12 protein-coding genes are annotated in these 12,914 nt (G+C 71.0%); 2 read left to right on the top strand and 10 right to left on the bottom strand.

What is annotated here, in order from left to right; translation table 11 throughout:
- Window positions 1-261: 261 nt before the first annotated feature.
- The 9 genes from VPH46_RS14460 to dapF all read right to left on the bottom strand — a co-directional run bounded on the left by VPH46_RS14460 (window position 262) and on the right by dapF (window position 9,201).
- Complete coding sequence (locus VPH46_RS14460; RefSeq protein ID WP_416612297.1) at window positions 262-1,278, bottom strand: mechanosensitive ion channel family protein; 1,017 nt, start codon at window positions 1,276-1,278, stop codon at window positions 262-264.
- A 51-nt stretch (window positions 1,279-1,329) separates the two neighbouring features.
- Window positions 1,330-1,851: a peptidoglycan-associated lipoprotein Pal gene (gene pal / locus VPH46_RS14465; RefSeq protein WP_132882606.1), complete on the bottom strand. Its 522-nt coding sequence runs from the start codon at window positions 1,849-1,851 to the stop codon at window positions 1,330-1,332.
- Between the two features lie 103 nt (window positions 1,852-1,954).
- Window positions 1,955-3,298 carry a Tol-Pal system beta propeller repeat protein TolB gene (gene tolB / locus VPH46_RS14470; protein WP_125959041.1) on the bottom strand — a complete coding sequence of 448 codons (1,344 nt, stop codon included), beginning with the start codon at window positions 3,296-3,298 and terminating at the stop codon, window positions 1,955-1,957.
- Window positions 3,299-3,309: 11 nt separating this feature from the next.
- Window positions 3,310-4,296, bottom strand: a complete 987-nt coding sequence (locus tag VPH46_RS14475) for a cell envelope biogenesis protein TolA (protein WP_416612301.1) — start codon at window positions 4,294-4,296, stop codon at window positions 3,310-3,312.
- Window positions 4,297-4,324: 28 nt separating this feature from the next.
- Entirely contained in the window at window positions 4,325-4,765 is a 441-nt protein-coding gene (gene tolR, locus VPH46_RS14480; protein WP_125959043.1) for a protein TolR, read from the bottom strand.
- 4 nt (window positions 4,766-4,769) lie between these two features.
- Complete coding sequence (gene tolQ / locus VPH46_RS14485; RefSeq protein ID WP_416612303.1) at window positions 4,770-5,462, bottom strand: protein TolQ; 693 nt, start codon at window positions 5,460-5,462, stop codon at window positions 4,770-4,772.
- A gap of 7 nt (window positions 5,463-5,469) precedes the next feature.
- A complete protein-coding gene (locus VPH46_RS14490; RefSeq protein ID WP_132882610.1) occupies window positions 5,470-5,925 on the bottom strand; it encodes a YbgC/FadM family acyl-CoA thioesterase in 456 nt (151 codons plus the stop codon).
- 202 nt (window positions 5,926-6,127) lie between these two features.
- Complete coding sequence (gene ilvD / locus VPH46_RS14495; protein ID WP_416612305.1) at window positions 6,128-7,978, bottom strand: dihydroxy-acid dehydratase; 1,851 nt, start codon at window positions 7,976-7,978, stop codon at window positions 6,128-6,130.
- 272 nt (window positions 7,979-8,250) lie between these two features.
- Window positions 8,251-9,201, bottom strand: coding sequence for a diaminopimelate epimerase (gene dapF / locus VPH46_RS14500; RefSeq protein ID WP_416612307.1), 951 nt, complete (start codon window positions 9,199-9,201; stop codon window positions 8,251-8,253).
- A gap of 115 nt (window positions 9,202-9,316) precedes the next feature.
- On the opposite strand from dapF, the gene VPH46_RS14505 reads away from it, so the two are divergent.
- Complete coding sequence (locus tag VPH46_RS14505) at window positions 9,317-11,809, top strand: DUF2339 domain-containing protein (RefSeq protein ID WP_416612309.1); 2,493 nt, start codon at window positions 9,317-9,319, stop codon at window positions 11,807-11,809.
- On the opposite strand, the gene VPH46_RS14510 is transcribed toward VPH46_RS14505, so the two are convergent.
- Window positions 11,763-12,239, bottom strand: coding sequence for a DUF6456 domain-containing protein (locus tag VPH46_RS14510; protein ID WP_416612312.1), 477 nt, complete (start codon window positions 12,237-12,239; stop codon window positions 11,763-11,765). The two genes, VPH46_RS14505 and VPH46_RS14510, sit on opposite strands and share 47 nt — an antisense overlap.
- Before the next feature lie 91 nt (window positions 12,240-12,330).
- Here VPH46_RS14510 and VPH46_RS14515 point away from each other — a divergent pair, with 91 nt between their 5' ends.
- Window positions 12,331-12,894, top strand: coding sequence for a helix-turn-helix domain-containing protein (locus tag VPH46_RS14515; protein ID WP_125959050.1), 564 nt, complete (start codon window positions 12,331-12,333; stop codon window positions 12,892-12,894).
- Window positions 12,895-12,914 lie beyond the last annotated feature (20 nt).

A 12,914-nucleotide genomic window follows, 5' to 3' on the forward strand; every position in this document is an offset into this window, starting at 1 on the left:
ATGTGATATCACTTTTATATCAGGTCGGCAGGAACGCAAGCGGGATTGGTGCGGGACAACAAGGGGAGCGCGAGCAACCCTGGGCTCCTGCGTTGCTCAGCCCATTCCCACCCGCGAGATCCTGGCGGGCGCCCGCCCCGCACGACACCGCACCCCGGCGAAGGCCGGGGCCCAGTTGGGAAGGCGGCTGTAGGTGCGCGAAACCGAAACGGCGCCGCAACTGGGCCCCGGCCTCCGCCGGGGTACGCAGAGACGCAGCGCTCAGCGCTCCTCCCGCGCACCCTCCGTGACGACGCGCTCTTCCTGCGTCCCCTCGTCGGCGGCACCTTCCCGCCGCCGAAGCCGCCGCGGGCGCGGCGCCCGCCCGCCCGCAGGCCAGCCCTCGCGCTGCCGGGCACGGTCGCCGTCGGCCTCCTCGGTCTGGTCGTGGAACAGCACCATCTGGGTCGGGAACGGCAGGTCGATGCCATGCTCGATCGCCGTCTCGTACAGCGCCAGCACCACGCGCGACCGGATGTGGACCACGCTGGTGCGCTTCGATTCCGTCCACCAGCGCGCGCGCAGGGTGATGTAATTGTCGTCCAGGCCCCAGGGCAGCACCTCGGGCGCCGGGTCCGCGACCACGCCCTCCACCTTGCGGATCGCTTCCAGGAACAGCTCGGCGGCATGGGACGGCTTGTCGCCATAGCCGATGCCGACGTCGAACTGCTCGCGCCGCACCGGAAAGGCCGTGTTGACCATCACCGGCGAGATATAGAGGTCGGCATTGGGGATGATGACGCGCCTGCCGTCATAGGTCTTGATCAGGGTCGCGCGGCTCTGGATGTGCTCGACCGTGCCCTCATAGTCCTTGATGACGATCTGGTCGCCGCGCCGGAACGGCCGCCGCATCAGCAGCAGCAGGCCCGCAAACAGGTTCTGCAGGATTTCCTTGAAGGCAAAGCCGATCGCGACCGATCCGATGCCAAGCGTTGCGAGCACGTCCGCCGGCTTGACGCTGGGAAAGACGATGGTCGCCGCCAGCAGCAGCGCGGCCACCATGACGGCACCGAAGGCGAGCGAACCCAGCACCGCGCTCAAGTCCAGGCGGTGGCGCCGTCGACCGACCCGGCGGATGCCCCAGGCGATCGCCTTGCCGACGCCCCATGCCACCAGCAGCAGCACGATCGCGGCGACGATGTTGGGAAGCTGGAGGAAGAAGCCGTTGACCCAGGCGTGCAGCTTTGCGGTGACGAGATCGACCGGATCGCGGATGGCAGGCGGCTGGACGGGCTTCATGCCCAAGGGGAACGCCGCCGAAACCAGCCCGGTTCCGGCGGCGGCTGGAGGTTACTGGAGGACGACGGTCACTGCGCGGCGGTTCTTCGCGTAGGAGCTCTCGTCCGAGCCGAGCGCCAGCGGGCGCTCCTTGCCATAGCTGATCGTGGTGATCCGCGCCGCAGCGACGCCGCGTGCCGCCAGATAGTTGGAGGCGGCGTTCGCACGGCGATCGCCCAGCGCCAGGTTGTATTCGCGGGTGCCGCGCTCGTCGGCATGGCCCTCGATGGTGATGCGCACGTTCGGATAACGCTGCAGCCAGGACGCCTGGCTGTCCAGGATCGAGCGCGCCTGCGGGTCGATGTCATAGCTGTCGAGCGCGAAGTTGACGGTGTCGCTCGCGACCGACTGCTGGAAGTCCTCGCGGCTGCCCGGAACCACGCCGGTGCCCGTCTGGCCGCCCGTGCCGGTGCCGTCGACCGGCGCAGCGGTCTCGCCCGGGGCGGGCGGCAGCACTTCCGGGCGCTTCTTGGCGCAGCCGGCCGTCGCCACCAGGGCCGCCGCCACGATCAACTTGCTCGTCAGTTTCGCCATCAGCTGTCTCCTCGATTACAGATGTATATTCCGCCACAACCCGATGCGGCGGCAAGTGCTAAAGCCTGGTTCTGGGACGCCCGCCCTGCGGGTGCCGCGCCCGTCAGGGGCGCAGCGGCCCCCAGCTCGGATCCGACCCGTCGAGCGGCGTCGGGATGCGGCGGACGTTCTGGCCGGTGAGGTCGACCGACCACACGTCTGCCTTGCCCGCCCCGCCCTGCGACGCGCGGAAGAAGGTGAGCACGCGGCCGTTGGGCGACCAGCTCGGCCCCTCGTCGCCCCACGCGTCCGACAGCAGCTTCTCGCCGCCGCCCGACGGGCTCATCACGCCGATGCGGAAGCTGCCGCCGCCCTGGCGCGTGAACGCGATCAGGTCGCCGCGCGGGCTCCACGACGGGGTCGCATAGCGGCCCGACCCAAAGCTGATGCGCTGCTGGTTGGAGCCATCGGCGTTCATGACATAGAGCTGCTGCGTGCCCGAACGATCGCTTTCGAACACGATCCGGCTGCCGTCTGGCGAATAGCTGCCGCCGGTATCGATGCCGGGCGAGTTGGTCAGCCGCTGCGGCGTGCCGCCCGACGCCGACACGCGATAGATGTCGGTGTTGGACGCCTGCGCCATGGAGAAGATCACCCAGCGCCCGTCCGGGGAAAAGCGCGGTGCAAAGGTCAGGCTGGCGTTGCGCACCAGCAGCCGCTGCTGGCCGGAAGCGATGTCATAGACATAGATCGCCGGCCGCTCGTTCTGGTAGCTCATGTAGACGATCGACTGCTGGTTGGGCGCAAAGCGCGGCGTCAGCACGATCGACTGGCCGTTGGTCAGGAAGCGGTGGTTGGCACCATCCTGGTCCATGATCGCCAGGCGCTTGATGCGCTTGCCCTTGGGCCCCGTCTCCGAGACGTAGACGATGCGGCTGTCGAAATAGGGCCCCTCGCCCGACAGGCGGGTGTAGACGGTGTCGGCGCACTTGTGCGCCGCGCGGCGCCATTCGGCCGGCGTCACCACAAAGCCCTGGCGCGTCAGCTCGGTGCGCGCAAACACATCGTAGAGGTAGCAGCCCACCGTCAGCGTGCCGTCGCCATTGGCGCGCACGAAGCCCTGCACCAGCGCCTGCGCCTGGGTGCCGGCCCAATAGCCGAAGTCCGGAGCGGCCGCCTGCGCGAACGGCACGGCGGCAATGCCCTGCGGCCCGCGCGGCGTGAACAGGCCGGAGTTCTTGAGGTCGTTCGCCACCACCTCGGCCAGCTGGCGGCCGAGCGCGCTGGTCTGGCCGGCGGCGGTGCCGACGTCGCTGGGGGTCGGCATCACCGGCACCGCGATCGGCATCGGGTCGGAGATGCCGCCTTCGATGTCGACCTCGACCTGGGCATGGGCGGGCGCCGCGGCAAGGCCGAAGCTGAGGGATGCCAACGCAAGCGTGGCAAGGCGGGACAAGGGGATACGCATGGCTCTCTCCGTCAGCCGGGCAGCTTGTAGTTGATGGTGATGTTCTTCCACCCGCCTTCGTACAGCTCGTCGGGCAGTTCGAAGGGGGCGCACTGGATGATCGCCGCCGCCGCGAGTTCGCCCACGCGCTGCGCATAGCGGCCGTTCTCGTCGTCGACGCCGGACTGGCCCATCAGCTTGGGACGCGCGGTCAGGCTGCCGTCCTTCGCCATCTGCAGGTTGATGCGCGAGCGGATACGGTTGGCGCCCGGCCCCGGATTGGTGATCCGGTTGGCGCACGGCTGGACCTGGCGGCTGATCGCCGCGGCCAGGCCGGCGAGCGACTGCGCGCCGACCTGCGCCGCACGCGCGGTCTGGCCCTTGCCCTTTTCGGCTGCCGTGTCGGCCAGGCTCTTGGCGAAGTCGGCGCCCAGCCGCGATCCGCGCGGCTTGGCTGCCTTTGCCGCCGCGTCGGTGCCGCTGCCCTTCGCCGGTGCCGCCTTGGGCTTGGCGGCGGCCGCTGCGGGCTTCGCCGGGGCGGGCTTTGCGGCAGGCTTTGCCGCCGGCTTCGGCTCGGCCTTGGGCGCGGGCTTTGCCGGTGCCTTGGGCGCAGGCTTGGGGGCCGGAGCCGGCTTGGGCTTGGGCGGCTGCGGCCTGGGCACGGGCTTTGGTGCCGGCTGCGGCTTGGGCGCCGGCTTCGGCTCGGGCCGGGGCTCGGGCTTGGGCTGCGGCACCGGGGGCGCAGGCGCGGGCTGGGGCTCCGGCTCGGGCGCGGTCTCTTCCGGAGGGGCCGCGTCTTCCGGCGCGCCCTGCTCGGGTGCCACCGACTGGTTGGGCGCTTCGGTCTCGGCCGGCGCGGTTGATTCCAGCGCGACCTCGTCCACCAGGCTGACGTCGATCGGCGGCGACATCTTCAGCTCTTTGGGCTGCTCGCCCTTCCAGACGAGCGACAGGCCGACGAACAGCAGCGCATGCCCGATCGCAGCCCCGCCCAGCGCCCATTTTTCCGTACGGCTCATCGCCGCACCTCCGTTGGCAACCGCACGATCAGGGCGCGTCCCCCTGCGTCGACACCAGCGCCACGCGGTTCAGCCCTGCCCGGTTGAGCTCGCCCATCACGCGCATCACCCGGCCATAGTCGAGCGCAGTGTCGGCACGCAGCATCACCTGCCGCGGCTCGGCACCGGCCGGCTGGCTGCCCACGATGCGCGCCAGCTGCTCGGGCAGCGCCTGCTCGCTGACGGGCGTGTCGCCCAAATAGATGCTGCCATCGGCGGCGAGCGACAGCTGCACCGGCTCCTGCTCCTGCTCCAGCCCCTTGGCGCGGCTGTCGGGCAGGTTCACCGGCACGCCGGTGGTGAGCAGCGGCGCCGTCACCATGAAGATGATCAGCAGCACCAGCATCACGTCGACCAGCGGGGTCACGTTGATCTCCGCCATCGGCGTGCGCCGGCCCTTGCCGCGGCTGGACGGAAGCTGCATCGCCATGGGCTTAGTCCACGCCTTCCAGCTGGCGGCTTAGCGTCGCGTGGAACGCGTCGGCAAAGCGGTTGAGCCGCGCCTCCACCTGGTTGATGCGGTGGCTGTAGCGATTGTACGCGATCACCGCGGGGATTGCGGCGAACAGGCCGATCGCGGTGGCGAACAGCGCCTCGGCGATGCCCGGTGCCACCACCGCGAGGCTGGTGTTCTGCGCCTGGGCGATGCCGGTGAAGCTGCGCATGATGCCCCACACCGTGCCGAACAGGCCGACGAACGGCGCGACCGAGCCGATCGTCGCCAGCACGTTCAGCCGGTCCGAAAGCTTGTCGACTTCCTCGGCCACGGCCGATCCCATGCTGGTCGCCAGCCGCTCGCGCGTGCCGTCGCGGTCGATCGTGGTGCTCGCGGTCGAGCGGCGCCATTCGCGCACGCCCGCGACAAAGACGTGGGCGACGGCGCTCTTGCCGGTCACGTGCTTCTTGTGGAACGCGTCGATGTCCTCGGTCCGCTCGAACTCCTCGACGAATGCCTCGGTATCGCGGCGCACGCGGCGCAGCCGGCCCAGGAAGGTCAGGATGATCGCCCAGGTCCAGATGCTGGCGGCCAACAGCCCCAGCATCACGAACTTCACGACCCAGTCCGCCTGCATGAACAAGCCAATCGGCGACATGGAGGCCGCGTCGGTATTTACCAGAACGTCCATCAGGCTCTCAGCTTTCCTTCCAGATCAGGGTCTCGAACGTGCGCCGCCAGGCCGGCGGATGCCGACGCGGGGTGCCCGATGGTGCCACGAACGCCACCTCGACCTCCGCTTCGGCTACCAACACCGAACCCTGCATTACTCGTTGATGAATGACGACCGATGCCGCGCGCAACTGCGTCATGCGGCTGACCACCACCAGCGCGTCGTTGAGCCGCGCAGGGCTCGCATAGCGGATGTGCAGGTCGCGGATCGCATAGGCCCCCTCGCCCGCCTCGAACGCGGCGCGCTGGTCGCAGCCGGTCAGCCGCAGCATGTCCGAGCGCGCCCGCTCCATGTAGCGCAGGTAGTTGGCATGGTAGACCACGCCGGACAGGTCCGTGTCCTCGAAATAGACGCGCAGGGCGAACCGGTGTTCGGCGCCGTCGAAGCGGCCTTCGCTGGGGCAGTCCAGGGGTGGCGTCATCCGCGCGGGTCTAGCCGAGGCCGCGAGGCCGGGGAAGGGTGTGCGAGAAGCTGTGTCGAACTGCCATTCCAAAGCAAGACCGTACCCGGCGAAGGCCGGGGCCCAGTTGGGAAGGCGGCTGTGGGTCGCGCGACACATCGAGCACCACCGCAACTGGACCCCGGCCTTCGCCGGGGTACGAACACGACGCCGCTCTCGCGCCTCAGTCCTCCACCTGGCTCACGTCGCGCACCGCGCCGCGCGCAGCGTTGGTGGTGAGCGCGGCATACGCCCGCAATGCCGGCGACACCTCGCGCTTGCGCCCGAACGGCTTCCACGCCTTCGCGCCCCGCGCCTCCATCGCCGCGCGCCGCTCGGCGAGCACGGCATCGTCCAGGTCCAGGCGGATGCCGCGGTTGGGAATGTCGATCAGGATCGGATCGCCGGTCTCCACCAGCGCGATCAGCCCACCCTCGGCGGCCTCGGGCGAGACATGGCCGATCGACAGGCCGGAGGTGCCGCCGGAGAAGCGCCCGTCGGTGATCAGCGCGCACGCCGCGCCCAGCCCCTTCGACTTCAGATAGCTGGTCGGGTAGAGCATCTCCTGCATCCCCGGCCCGCCCTTGGGCCCCTCGTAGCGGATCACCACCACGTCGCCGGCCTCGACCTGGTTGCCCAGGATCCCCGCCACCGCCGCATCCTGGCTCTCATAGACGCGCGCGCGCCCGCGGAAGGTCAGGATCGAATCGTCCACGCCCGCGGTCTTCACGATGCAGCCCTCGGGCGCGAGGTTGCCGAACAATACCGCCAGGCCGCCGTCCTTGGAGAAGGGATGCTCGGTCGAACGGATCACGCCGCTCTGGCGATCGGTGTCGAGATCTTCCCAGCGCTCGGACTGGCTGAACGCCGTCTGGGTCGGCACGCCACCGGGGGCTGCGCGGAAGAAGTCGCGCACCTCCTCGCTGTTGGTGCGGCCGATGTCCCAGCGCGCCAGCGCGTCCGCCATGGTCGGCGCATGCACCGTCGGCAGGCTCGCATCGATCAGCCCGCCGCGCTCCAGCTCGCCCAGGATCGACATGATGCCGCCCGCGCGGTGGACGTCCTCCATGTGCACGTCGGCCTTCGCGGGTGCGACCTTGCACAGGCACGGCACCCGGCGCGACAGCCGGTCGATGTCGGCCATGGTGAAGTCGACGCCCGCCTCGTGCGCGGCCGCCAGCAGGTGGAGCACCGTGTTGGTGGAGCCCCCCATGGCGATGTCCAGGCTCATCGCATTCTCGAACGCGCCCATGGTGGCGATGCCGCGCGGCGTCGCGGTCACGTCGTCCTGCTCGTACCAGCGCTTGGCCAGATCCACGATCAGGTGCCCCGCCTCGCGGAACAGCTTCTCGCGATCGGCATGGGTGGCCAGCGTCGATCCGTTGCCCGGCAGCGACAGCCCCAGCGCCTCCGTCAGGCAGTTCATCGAATTGGCGGTGAACATGCCCGAGCAGCTGCCGCAGGTGGGACACGCCGAACGCTCGACCGCGGCCACTTCCTCGTCGCTGTAGCTCTCGTCGGCGGCGACCACCATCGCGTCGACCAGGTCGAGCGCGCGCTTCTTGCCCTTCACCACGACCTTGCCGGCTTCCATCGGCCCGCCGGAGACGAACACCGCGGGCACGTTGATGCGCAGCGCCGCCATCAGCATGCCGGGCGTGATCTTGTCGCAGTTGGAGATGCACACCATCGCGTCGGCGCAATGGGCGTTGACCATATACTCGACGCTGTCGGCGATGAGTTCGCGGCTGGGCAGCGAATAGAGCATGCCGCCGTGGCCCATGGCGATGCCGTCGTCGACCGCGATGGTGTTGAACTCCTTGGCGACGCCGCCCGCCGCCTCGATCTCGCGCGCGACCAGCTGGCCCAGATCCTTGAGGTGGACGTGCCCCGGCACGAACTGGGTGAAGCTGTTCACCACCGCGATGATCGGCTTGCCGAAGTCCGAATCCTTCATCCCGGTCGCGCGCCACAGGCCGCGGGCGCCGGCCATGTTGCGGCCGTGGGTGGTGGTACGCGAACGATATGCGGGCATGACACTCTTTCCAACGAAATCGCGCCGCCCCTACGCCAGCAGCGCCGGCGTTCGCAACATTTTATTGCGCGTTTCGATGCTTGCGAGAAATTTCAGGAATGGAGCCTCACCCGATGCTGCCTTGCTGCGCCCGGGGGTGAACCCGCACGCCGCCTCCTCCAGTGCTCCTGCGAAAGCAGGAGCCCAGGGTTCCGAACGCCAACAGGCGTTGCTCTGCTCGGCCCTGGGTTCCTGCCTGCGCAGGAACACGGTGTCGGTGGGATCGGGCGAGTTCAGAGCCCCGCGAGCATCGCCTCCCACGCGGCAATCTCGTCAGGCCGCCGCGCAACCACTTCCAGTTCACCCAAGGTGCCGGTCGCAGGATCGAACCCGATCCGCCCGTCCCACTCGAACGTCGCATTGCCCGCGATCGTCACCTCGGCAGCCTCGGTCGCGCTCGCCCGCACCATGCCGCCACGGTTGAACACGCGCGTCTCGCGGTCGAACGGGATGCGGCCCGTCCGCGCCGCCGCATAGGTCGACGCCGCCATCGCGCTGCCGCAGCTGTTGGTGAGGCCCACGCCCCGCTCATAGGTGCGCACGAACAAGGCCAGCGCGTCCTCGTCGCCCCGCACCTCCACGAAGCTGACGTTGCCGCGCGCGGGGAGCAGCGCGGGTGCCGCCTCGCACCAGTCCCCCAGCGCCACCAGCTCCGCCTCGTCCACCTGGTCGACGAACGTCACCAGATGCGGGTTCGGCATCGCCACCGCCGTGAAGGCACGCGCGCTCGGCAGTCCCGCGATAGGCGCATCGATCACTTGCGCTTCCGCGATCCGTAGCCCGACGTCGGCGGCGCGCGTCGACACCGGCCCCACCCGCGTGCGGATGGTGGTGACGCCCGGCGCGAGCTCCGGCTGCAGCCGCGCTTCGGCATCGCTGGTCTTGAGCAGCACCCGCGCGTCCGCGATCCCCAGCCGCTCGAACCCCAGCCGCGCGGTGCAGCGCACGCCGTTGAGGCACGTCTCCGCCTCGCTGCCGTCGGAGTTGAACATGCGCATCCCGAACGCATGTGTGGCATCGCCGCGGGTGAGCAGCAGCAGCCCGTCGCCGCCCACCGGCCCGCCACGATCGGCGAGCCCTCGCGCCAATCGCACCCAGGCGTCTTCCGGCAGATCCAGCTCGCGCGCATCCACCAGCGGGAAGTCGTTGCCCGACCCGTGGCATTTGACGAACGCGATCTGCATGGCTGGGCACTCCTGAAGGACGCCGGCGCATATAGGCGAGCCGCTGCCCGCGTCCACGCGATTGCGTGCGGACTTGGGAGCACAGCTGTGCCACAACACGGGCGTGGACCTGTTCATGACGCTTTTGTTCGCCGGCATCGTCGCCGCGCTCGTCCTGATGTGGCGCCGGCTCACGGCGGTCGAGCGCGAGGTAGAGCACCTCCGCGAGGCGCTGGTCGAGGCACGCTTCCAGCCGCGCGCCGAAGCGCCCCTCGCAGCACCACCCCCGGTCGAGCGCCGCGAAGAACCCGCGGTCGTCCGCCGCCCCGCTGCGCCTGCCACCACCCTCTCGGCCCCGCCCGAACCCGAGGCCCCGCCCAGGCCCCGCTTCGAGATGCCGAGCTTCGAGGCGCTGGTCGGTGGCCGCCTGCCGGTCTGGGTCGGCGGCGCCGCGCTGGTGCTGGCCGGCGTCTTCCTGGTGCGCCTGTCGATCGAGAGCGGCCTGCTCACCCCCGGCATCCGCACCGCGCTCGCGGGGCTGTTCGCACTGCTGCTGCTTGCGGGCGGCGAAGTCGCGCGCCGCCTGCCCGCCACCCGCGACGACCCGCGCATCGCCCAGGTGCTTGCCGGCGCCGGCATCGCGAGCGCCTATGCGACCCTTTATCTCGCGGCCGCCGCCTACGATCTGGTGAGCCCGATCGCCGGCTTCGCGATCATGCTCGCGATCAGCGGCGTCGCGCTGGGGCTGGCGCTTCGCCACGGCCCGCCCACCGCGGTCATGGCGCTGGCGGGCGGGTTCGCCGCGCCCTTGGTGGCCGGCTTCGACGCCGCCGGCATCGGGCCGCTGCTCGTCTATCTCGGTCTGTTCGTGGCGGCGCTGCTGTGGCTGGCAGTCGCGCGCGGCTGGATGTGGCTCGGGCTCGCGGCCGGCGCCTCGGCCTTCGGCTGGGCCGGCTTCCTGCTCGCCGCCGTCCGCGCCGACGAGGTCGGTGGCGTTGCCGCCTTCATCGTCGCGCTCGCGCTCGGCGTCACCCTCGCGCTCCCCTCCGCCGGCATCCGGCGCCCGTGGCTGCGCGCCGCCCCGATGGTGGCAGGGCTCGCGCAGCTGCTGCTTGCCGCCCCGCTGCTCGACTTCGGCCCGCTCGCCTGGGGCTTCTACCTCGTCCTTTCGGCGGCCGCGCTGTTCCTGGCATGGCGAGACCCCAAGCTGATGCCCGCGCCCGTCGCCGCGCTCGGCCTCGTGCTGGTGCTGCTCGGCGTCGGCCTGATGCGCCCCGTCCCCGGCGTGACCGCGACCGCCGCCATCCTCGCCACGCTGCTCTTCGCCATCCCCGGCCATCTGCTGTCGCGCACGGGGCGCGGCTGGGCGCTGCTCGGCGTCGTTGGCACCGCGGGACCGGTGCTCATCGCCCAGCTCGCCGCCACCCGGCTGCTCGACCCCGGCTTGTGGTGCCTGCTCGACCTGCTGCTCGCCGGCGCCTGCGGGTGGCTGAGCTGGCGGCACCGCGACCGCGCCGACGCGCAGGACACCGGCCTCGTCGGCGGTGGGCTCGCCGCCGCGGCGTTGCTCTCGGCCGGCCTCCAGCAGCTCGTGCCCGGCGCGTTGGTCGCCCTGCCGCTTGCCGCCGCGATGGCCGCGCTCGCCGGCTGGGGGCGTGTCACCGGCGACGCGTCGGTGCGCCGCCTCACCCTCCTGCCGCTGCTCGGGCTGCTGGTGCTGGCGCTGATCCCGCTCGCCCAGGTGGCGGAAGCGTTCGGCCGCTCGCTGTTCGGCGAGATGCTGCCCTACCGCCTGCTGCCGCCGCTGCGCGACATCCTGCGCTTCCTCGCCCTCCCCACCGCCGTGCTCGTCGCGATCCTGTTCGCCGACCGGCAGAGCTTCGGCCGCGCCCGCCGCATCGCCCTCGCCATCGCGGGCGGCGCGGTGCCGCTGCTCGCCTATCTCCTGCTCAAGCAACCCCTCGCCATCGCCGAGCCCCCGGCCTTCGCCGCCGTTGGCTTCATTGAGCGCGCGGTCATCACCCAGGCGCTGCTCCTCGCCGGCTGGGCGCTGGTGCGCAACCGCCGCCTCCCGCGCGTCGCAAGCTTGCTGCTCGCGCTCGGCGTCGCCCGCATCGTCTGGTTCGACCTGATGGTGTTCAACCCCGCCGGCGTGGTCCAGGCCGTAGGGGCAATCCCGCTGCTGAACGCCGCCACGCTGCACTTCGCGCTCGCCGCCGCGCTGTTCTGGACGCTGCCGCCCCGCCGCGGCTCCCGCCCGATCGCCGCCGCCCTCACCCTGATGGCCCTCGTCGCCACCGTGCGCCAGGCGACCCACGGCAGTATCCTCACCGGCCCGCTCGGGACCGGCGAGAACTGGGGCTATTCGGCCGCCATGCTCGGCCTGTCGCTGTTCTGGCTGTGGCGCGGCATCACGGCCAAAGCGTCCGACCTGCGGCTGCTCGGCCTGCTGCTGCTCACCGCCACCACCTTCAAGGTGTTCCTGGTCGACGCCGCGGCGCTCGAAGGCGTGCTGCGCATCCTCTCCTTCCTGGGCCTCGGCTTCGCGCTCATCGGCATCGGCTGGGCCTATCGCCGCTTCCTCACGGAAGCCGGTAGTGCTCCGCCAGCCGATCGAGCGCCAGCGTAAGCACCAGCCGCCCGGCCCGCGCCGGCCAGCCCAGCGCCTTTTCGGCGGCCGGCAGGCCCTCGCCCGCGCACACCACGCGCCACAGCACGTCGGCAAGCCCCGGCCCCGCCGCCGCGATCGCCGCGTCGAAGCGCCGCTTGGCCGACAGTTGCGGTCCGCCCGGCGTGCCTGCGGAGGGCGCACCCCGGCTGCCGCTGCCGCGCGGCGCCGCATCCCAGCGCATCGTCACCTGTGGCCCGAGCAACGCCCGCTCATAATCCTCGCGCAGCTGCTCGCCCGCATCGAACTGGCGCGGGCTCACCAGCCCGCGGGAGCGCAGCCATGACAGCGGCGATTCGGCCAGGTTCACCGTGACGCTGCGCCGCCCCCGCGCCGGCGGGGTGCCCGCCACCCGTTCGCCTTCCAGTCCGCGTTCGGCCAGTTCGCGCATCGTTCGTCTCCATCCTCGCGACTCGTCCTTGCCACATCGGCTTGTTTGTAGGACAGTGACAAACCGATATGGTTTGTTGCGGGAGCCGGAGATGATCACCGCCATTCGCGAAGTGCGCCGTGCGAAGGGGCTGACGCTGGAGGAGGTGGCGCTGCGCTGCCGCCCCGCCACCACCGCCCAGACGATCGGCCGACTGGAGACGGGCACGCGCACCGTCTCGATCGGCTGGCTCAACCGCATCGCAGAGGCGCTGGGCGTCGATTCCGCCGATCTGGTGAAGCTGCCCGACCGCCCCGACGTCGCCGTGGCGGCCATCCTCGACGCCGGCGGCGCCACCGCGCCCCGCCGCGCCGCGACGGTCGCAGCACCCCGGATCGATCCCAGCCTGGTCGCCGTCACCGTCTCCGGCGGCGTCGGCGACTATCGGGCGGGCGACGAGATCTGGTGCGCCCGCCTCGCCCCCGACGCGTTCGGAAGCGCCATGAACCGCGACGTGCTGGTCCCCCGCCCCGCCGGCCGCTTCGTGTTCGGCCGCCTGCTCGCCCGCAGCGACGGCAAGCTCCACCTGCTGCCGCCCGGTGCCGGCGCCCGCCAGCAGGTGGTGCCCGAACCGGCCTGGCTCGCCATGGCCGTGCGCCTCGTGCGGACGCTGTGATGCCGCACGCTCCGCTTGCA

It is taken from the genome of Sphingomonas sp. MJ1 (PH-R8) (assembly GCF_048058635.1).
GTDB lineage: Bacteria > Pseudomonadota > Alphaproteobacteria > Sphingomonadales > Sphingomonadaceae > Sphingomonas.

What these genes read in the sequence shown, in the direction of transcription:
- VPH46_RS14460 (WP_416612297.1), bottom strand. Translation starts at nt 1,278, where the DNA reads ATGAAGCCCGTCCAGCCGCCTGCCATCCGCGATCCGGTCGATCTCGTC.
- pal (WP_132882606.1), bottom strand. Translation starts at nt 1,851, where the DNA reads ATGGCGAAACTGACGAGCAAGTTGATCGTGGCGGCGGCCCTGGTGGCG.
- tolB (WP_125959041.1), bottom strand. Translation starts at nt 3,298, where the DNA reads ATGCGTATCCCCTTGTCCCGCCTTGCCACGCTTGCGTTGGCATCCCTC.
- VPH46_RS14475 (WP_416612301.1), bottom strand. Translation starts at nt 4,296, where the DNA reads ATGAGCCGTACGGAAAAATGGGCGCTGGGCGGGGCTGCGATCGGGCAT.
- tolR (WP_125959043.1), bottom strand. Translation starts at nt 4,765, where the DNA reads ATGGCGATGCAGCTTCCGTCCAGCCGCGGCAAGGGCCGGCGCACGCCG.
- tolQ (WP_416612303.1), bottom strand. Translation starts at nt 5,462, where the DNA reads ATGGACGTTCTGGTAAATACCGACGCGGCCTCCATGTCGCCGATTGGC.
- VPH46_RS14490 (WP_132882610.1), bottom strand. Translation starts at nt 5,925, where the DNA reads ATGACGCCACCCCTGGACTGCCCCAGCGAAGGCCGCTTCGACGGCGCC.
- ilvD (WP_416612305.1), bottom strand. Translation starts at nt 7,978, where the DNA reads ATGCCCGCATATCGTTCGCGTACCACCACCCACGGCCGCAACATGGCC.
- dapF (WP_416612307.1), bottom strand. Translation starts at nt 9,201, where the DNA reads ATGCAGATCGCGTTCGTCAAATGCCACGGGTCGGGCAACGACTTCCCG.
- VPH46_RS14505 (WP_416612309.1), top strand. Translation starts at nt 9,317, where the DNA reads ATGACGCTTTTGTTCGCCGGCATCGTCGCCGCGCTCGTCCTGATGTGG.
- VPH46_RS14510 (WP_416612312.1), bottom strand. Translation starts at nt 12,239, where the DNA reads ATGCGCGAACTGGCCGAACGCGGACTGGAAGGCGAACGGGTGGCGGGC.
- VPH46_RS14515 (WP_125959050.1), top strand. Translation starts at nt 12,331, where the DNA reads ATGATCACCGCCATTCGCGAAGTGCGCCGTGCGAAGGGGCTGACGCTG.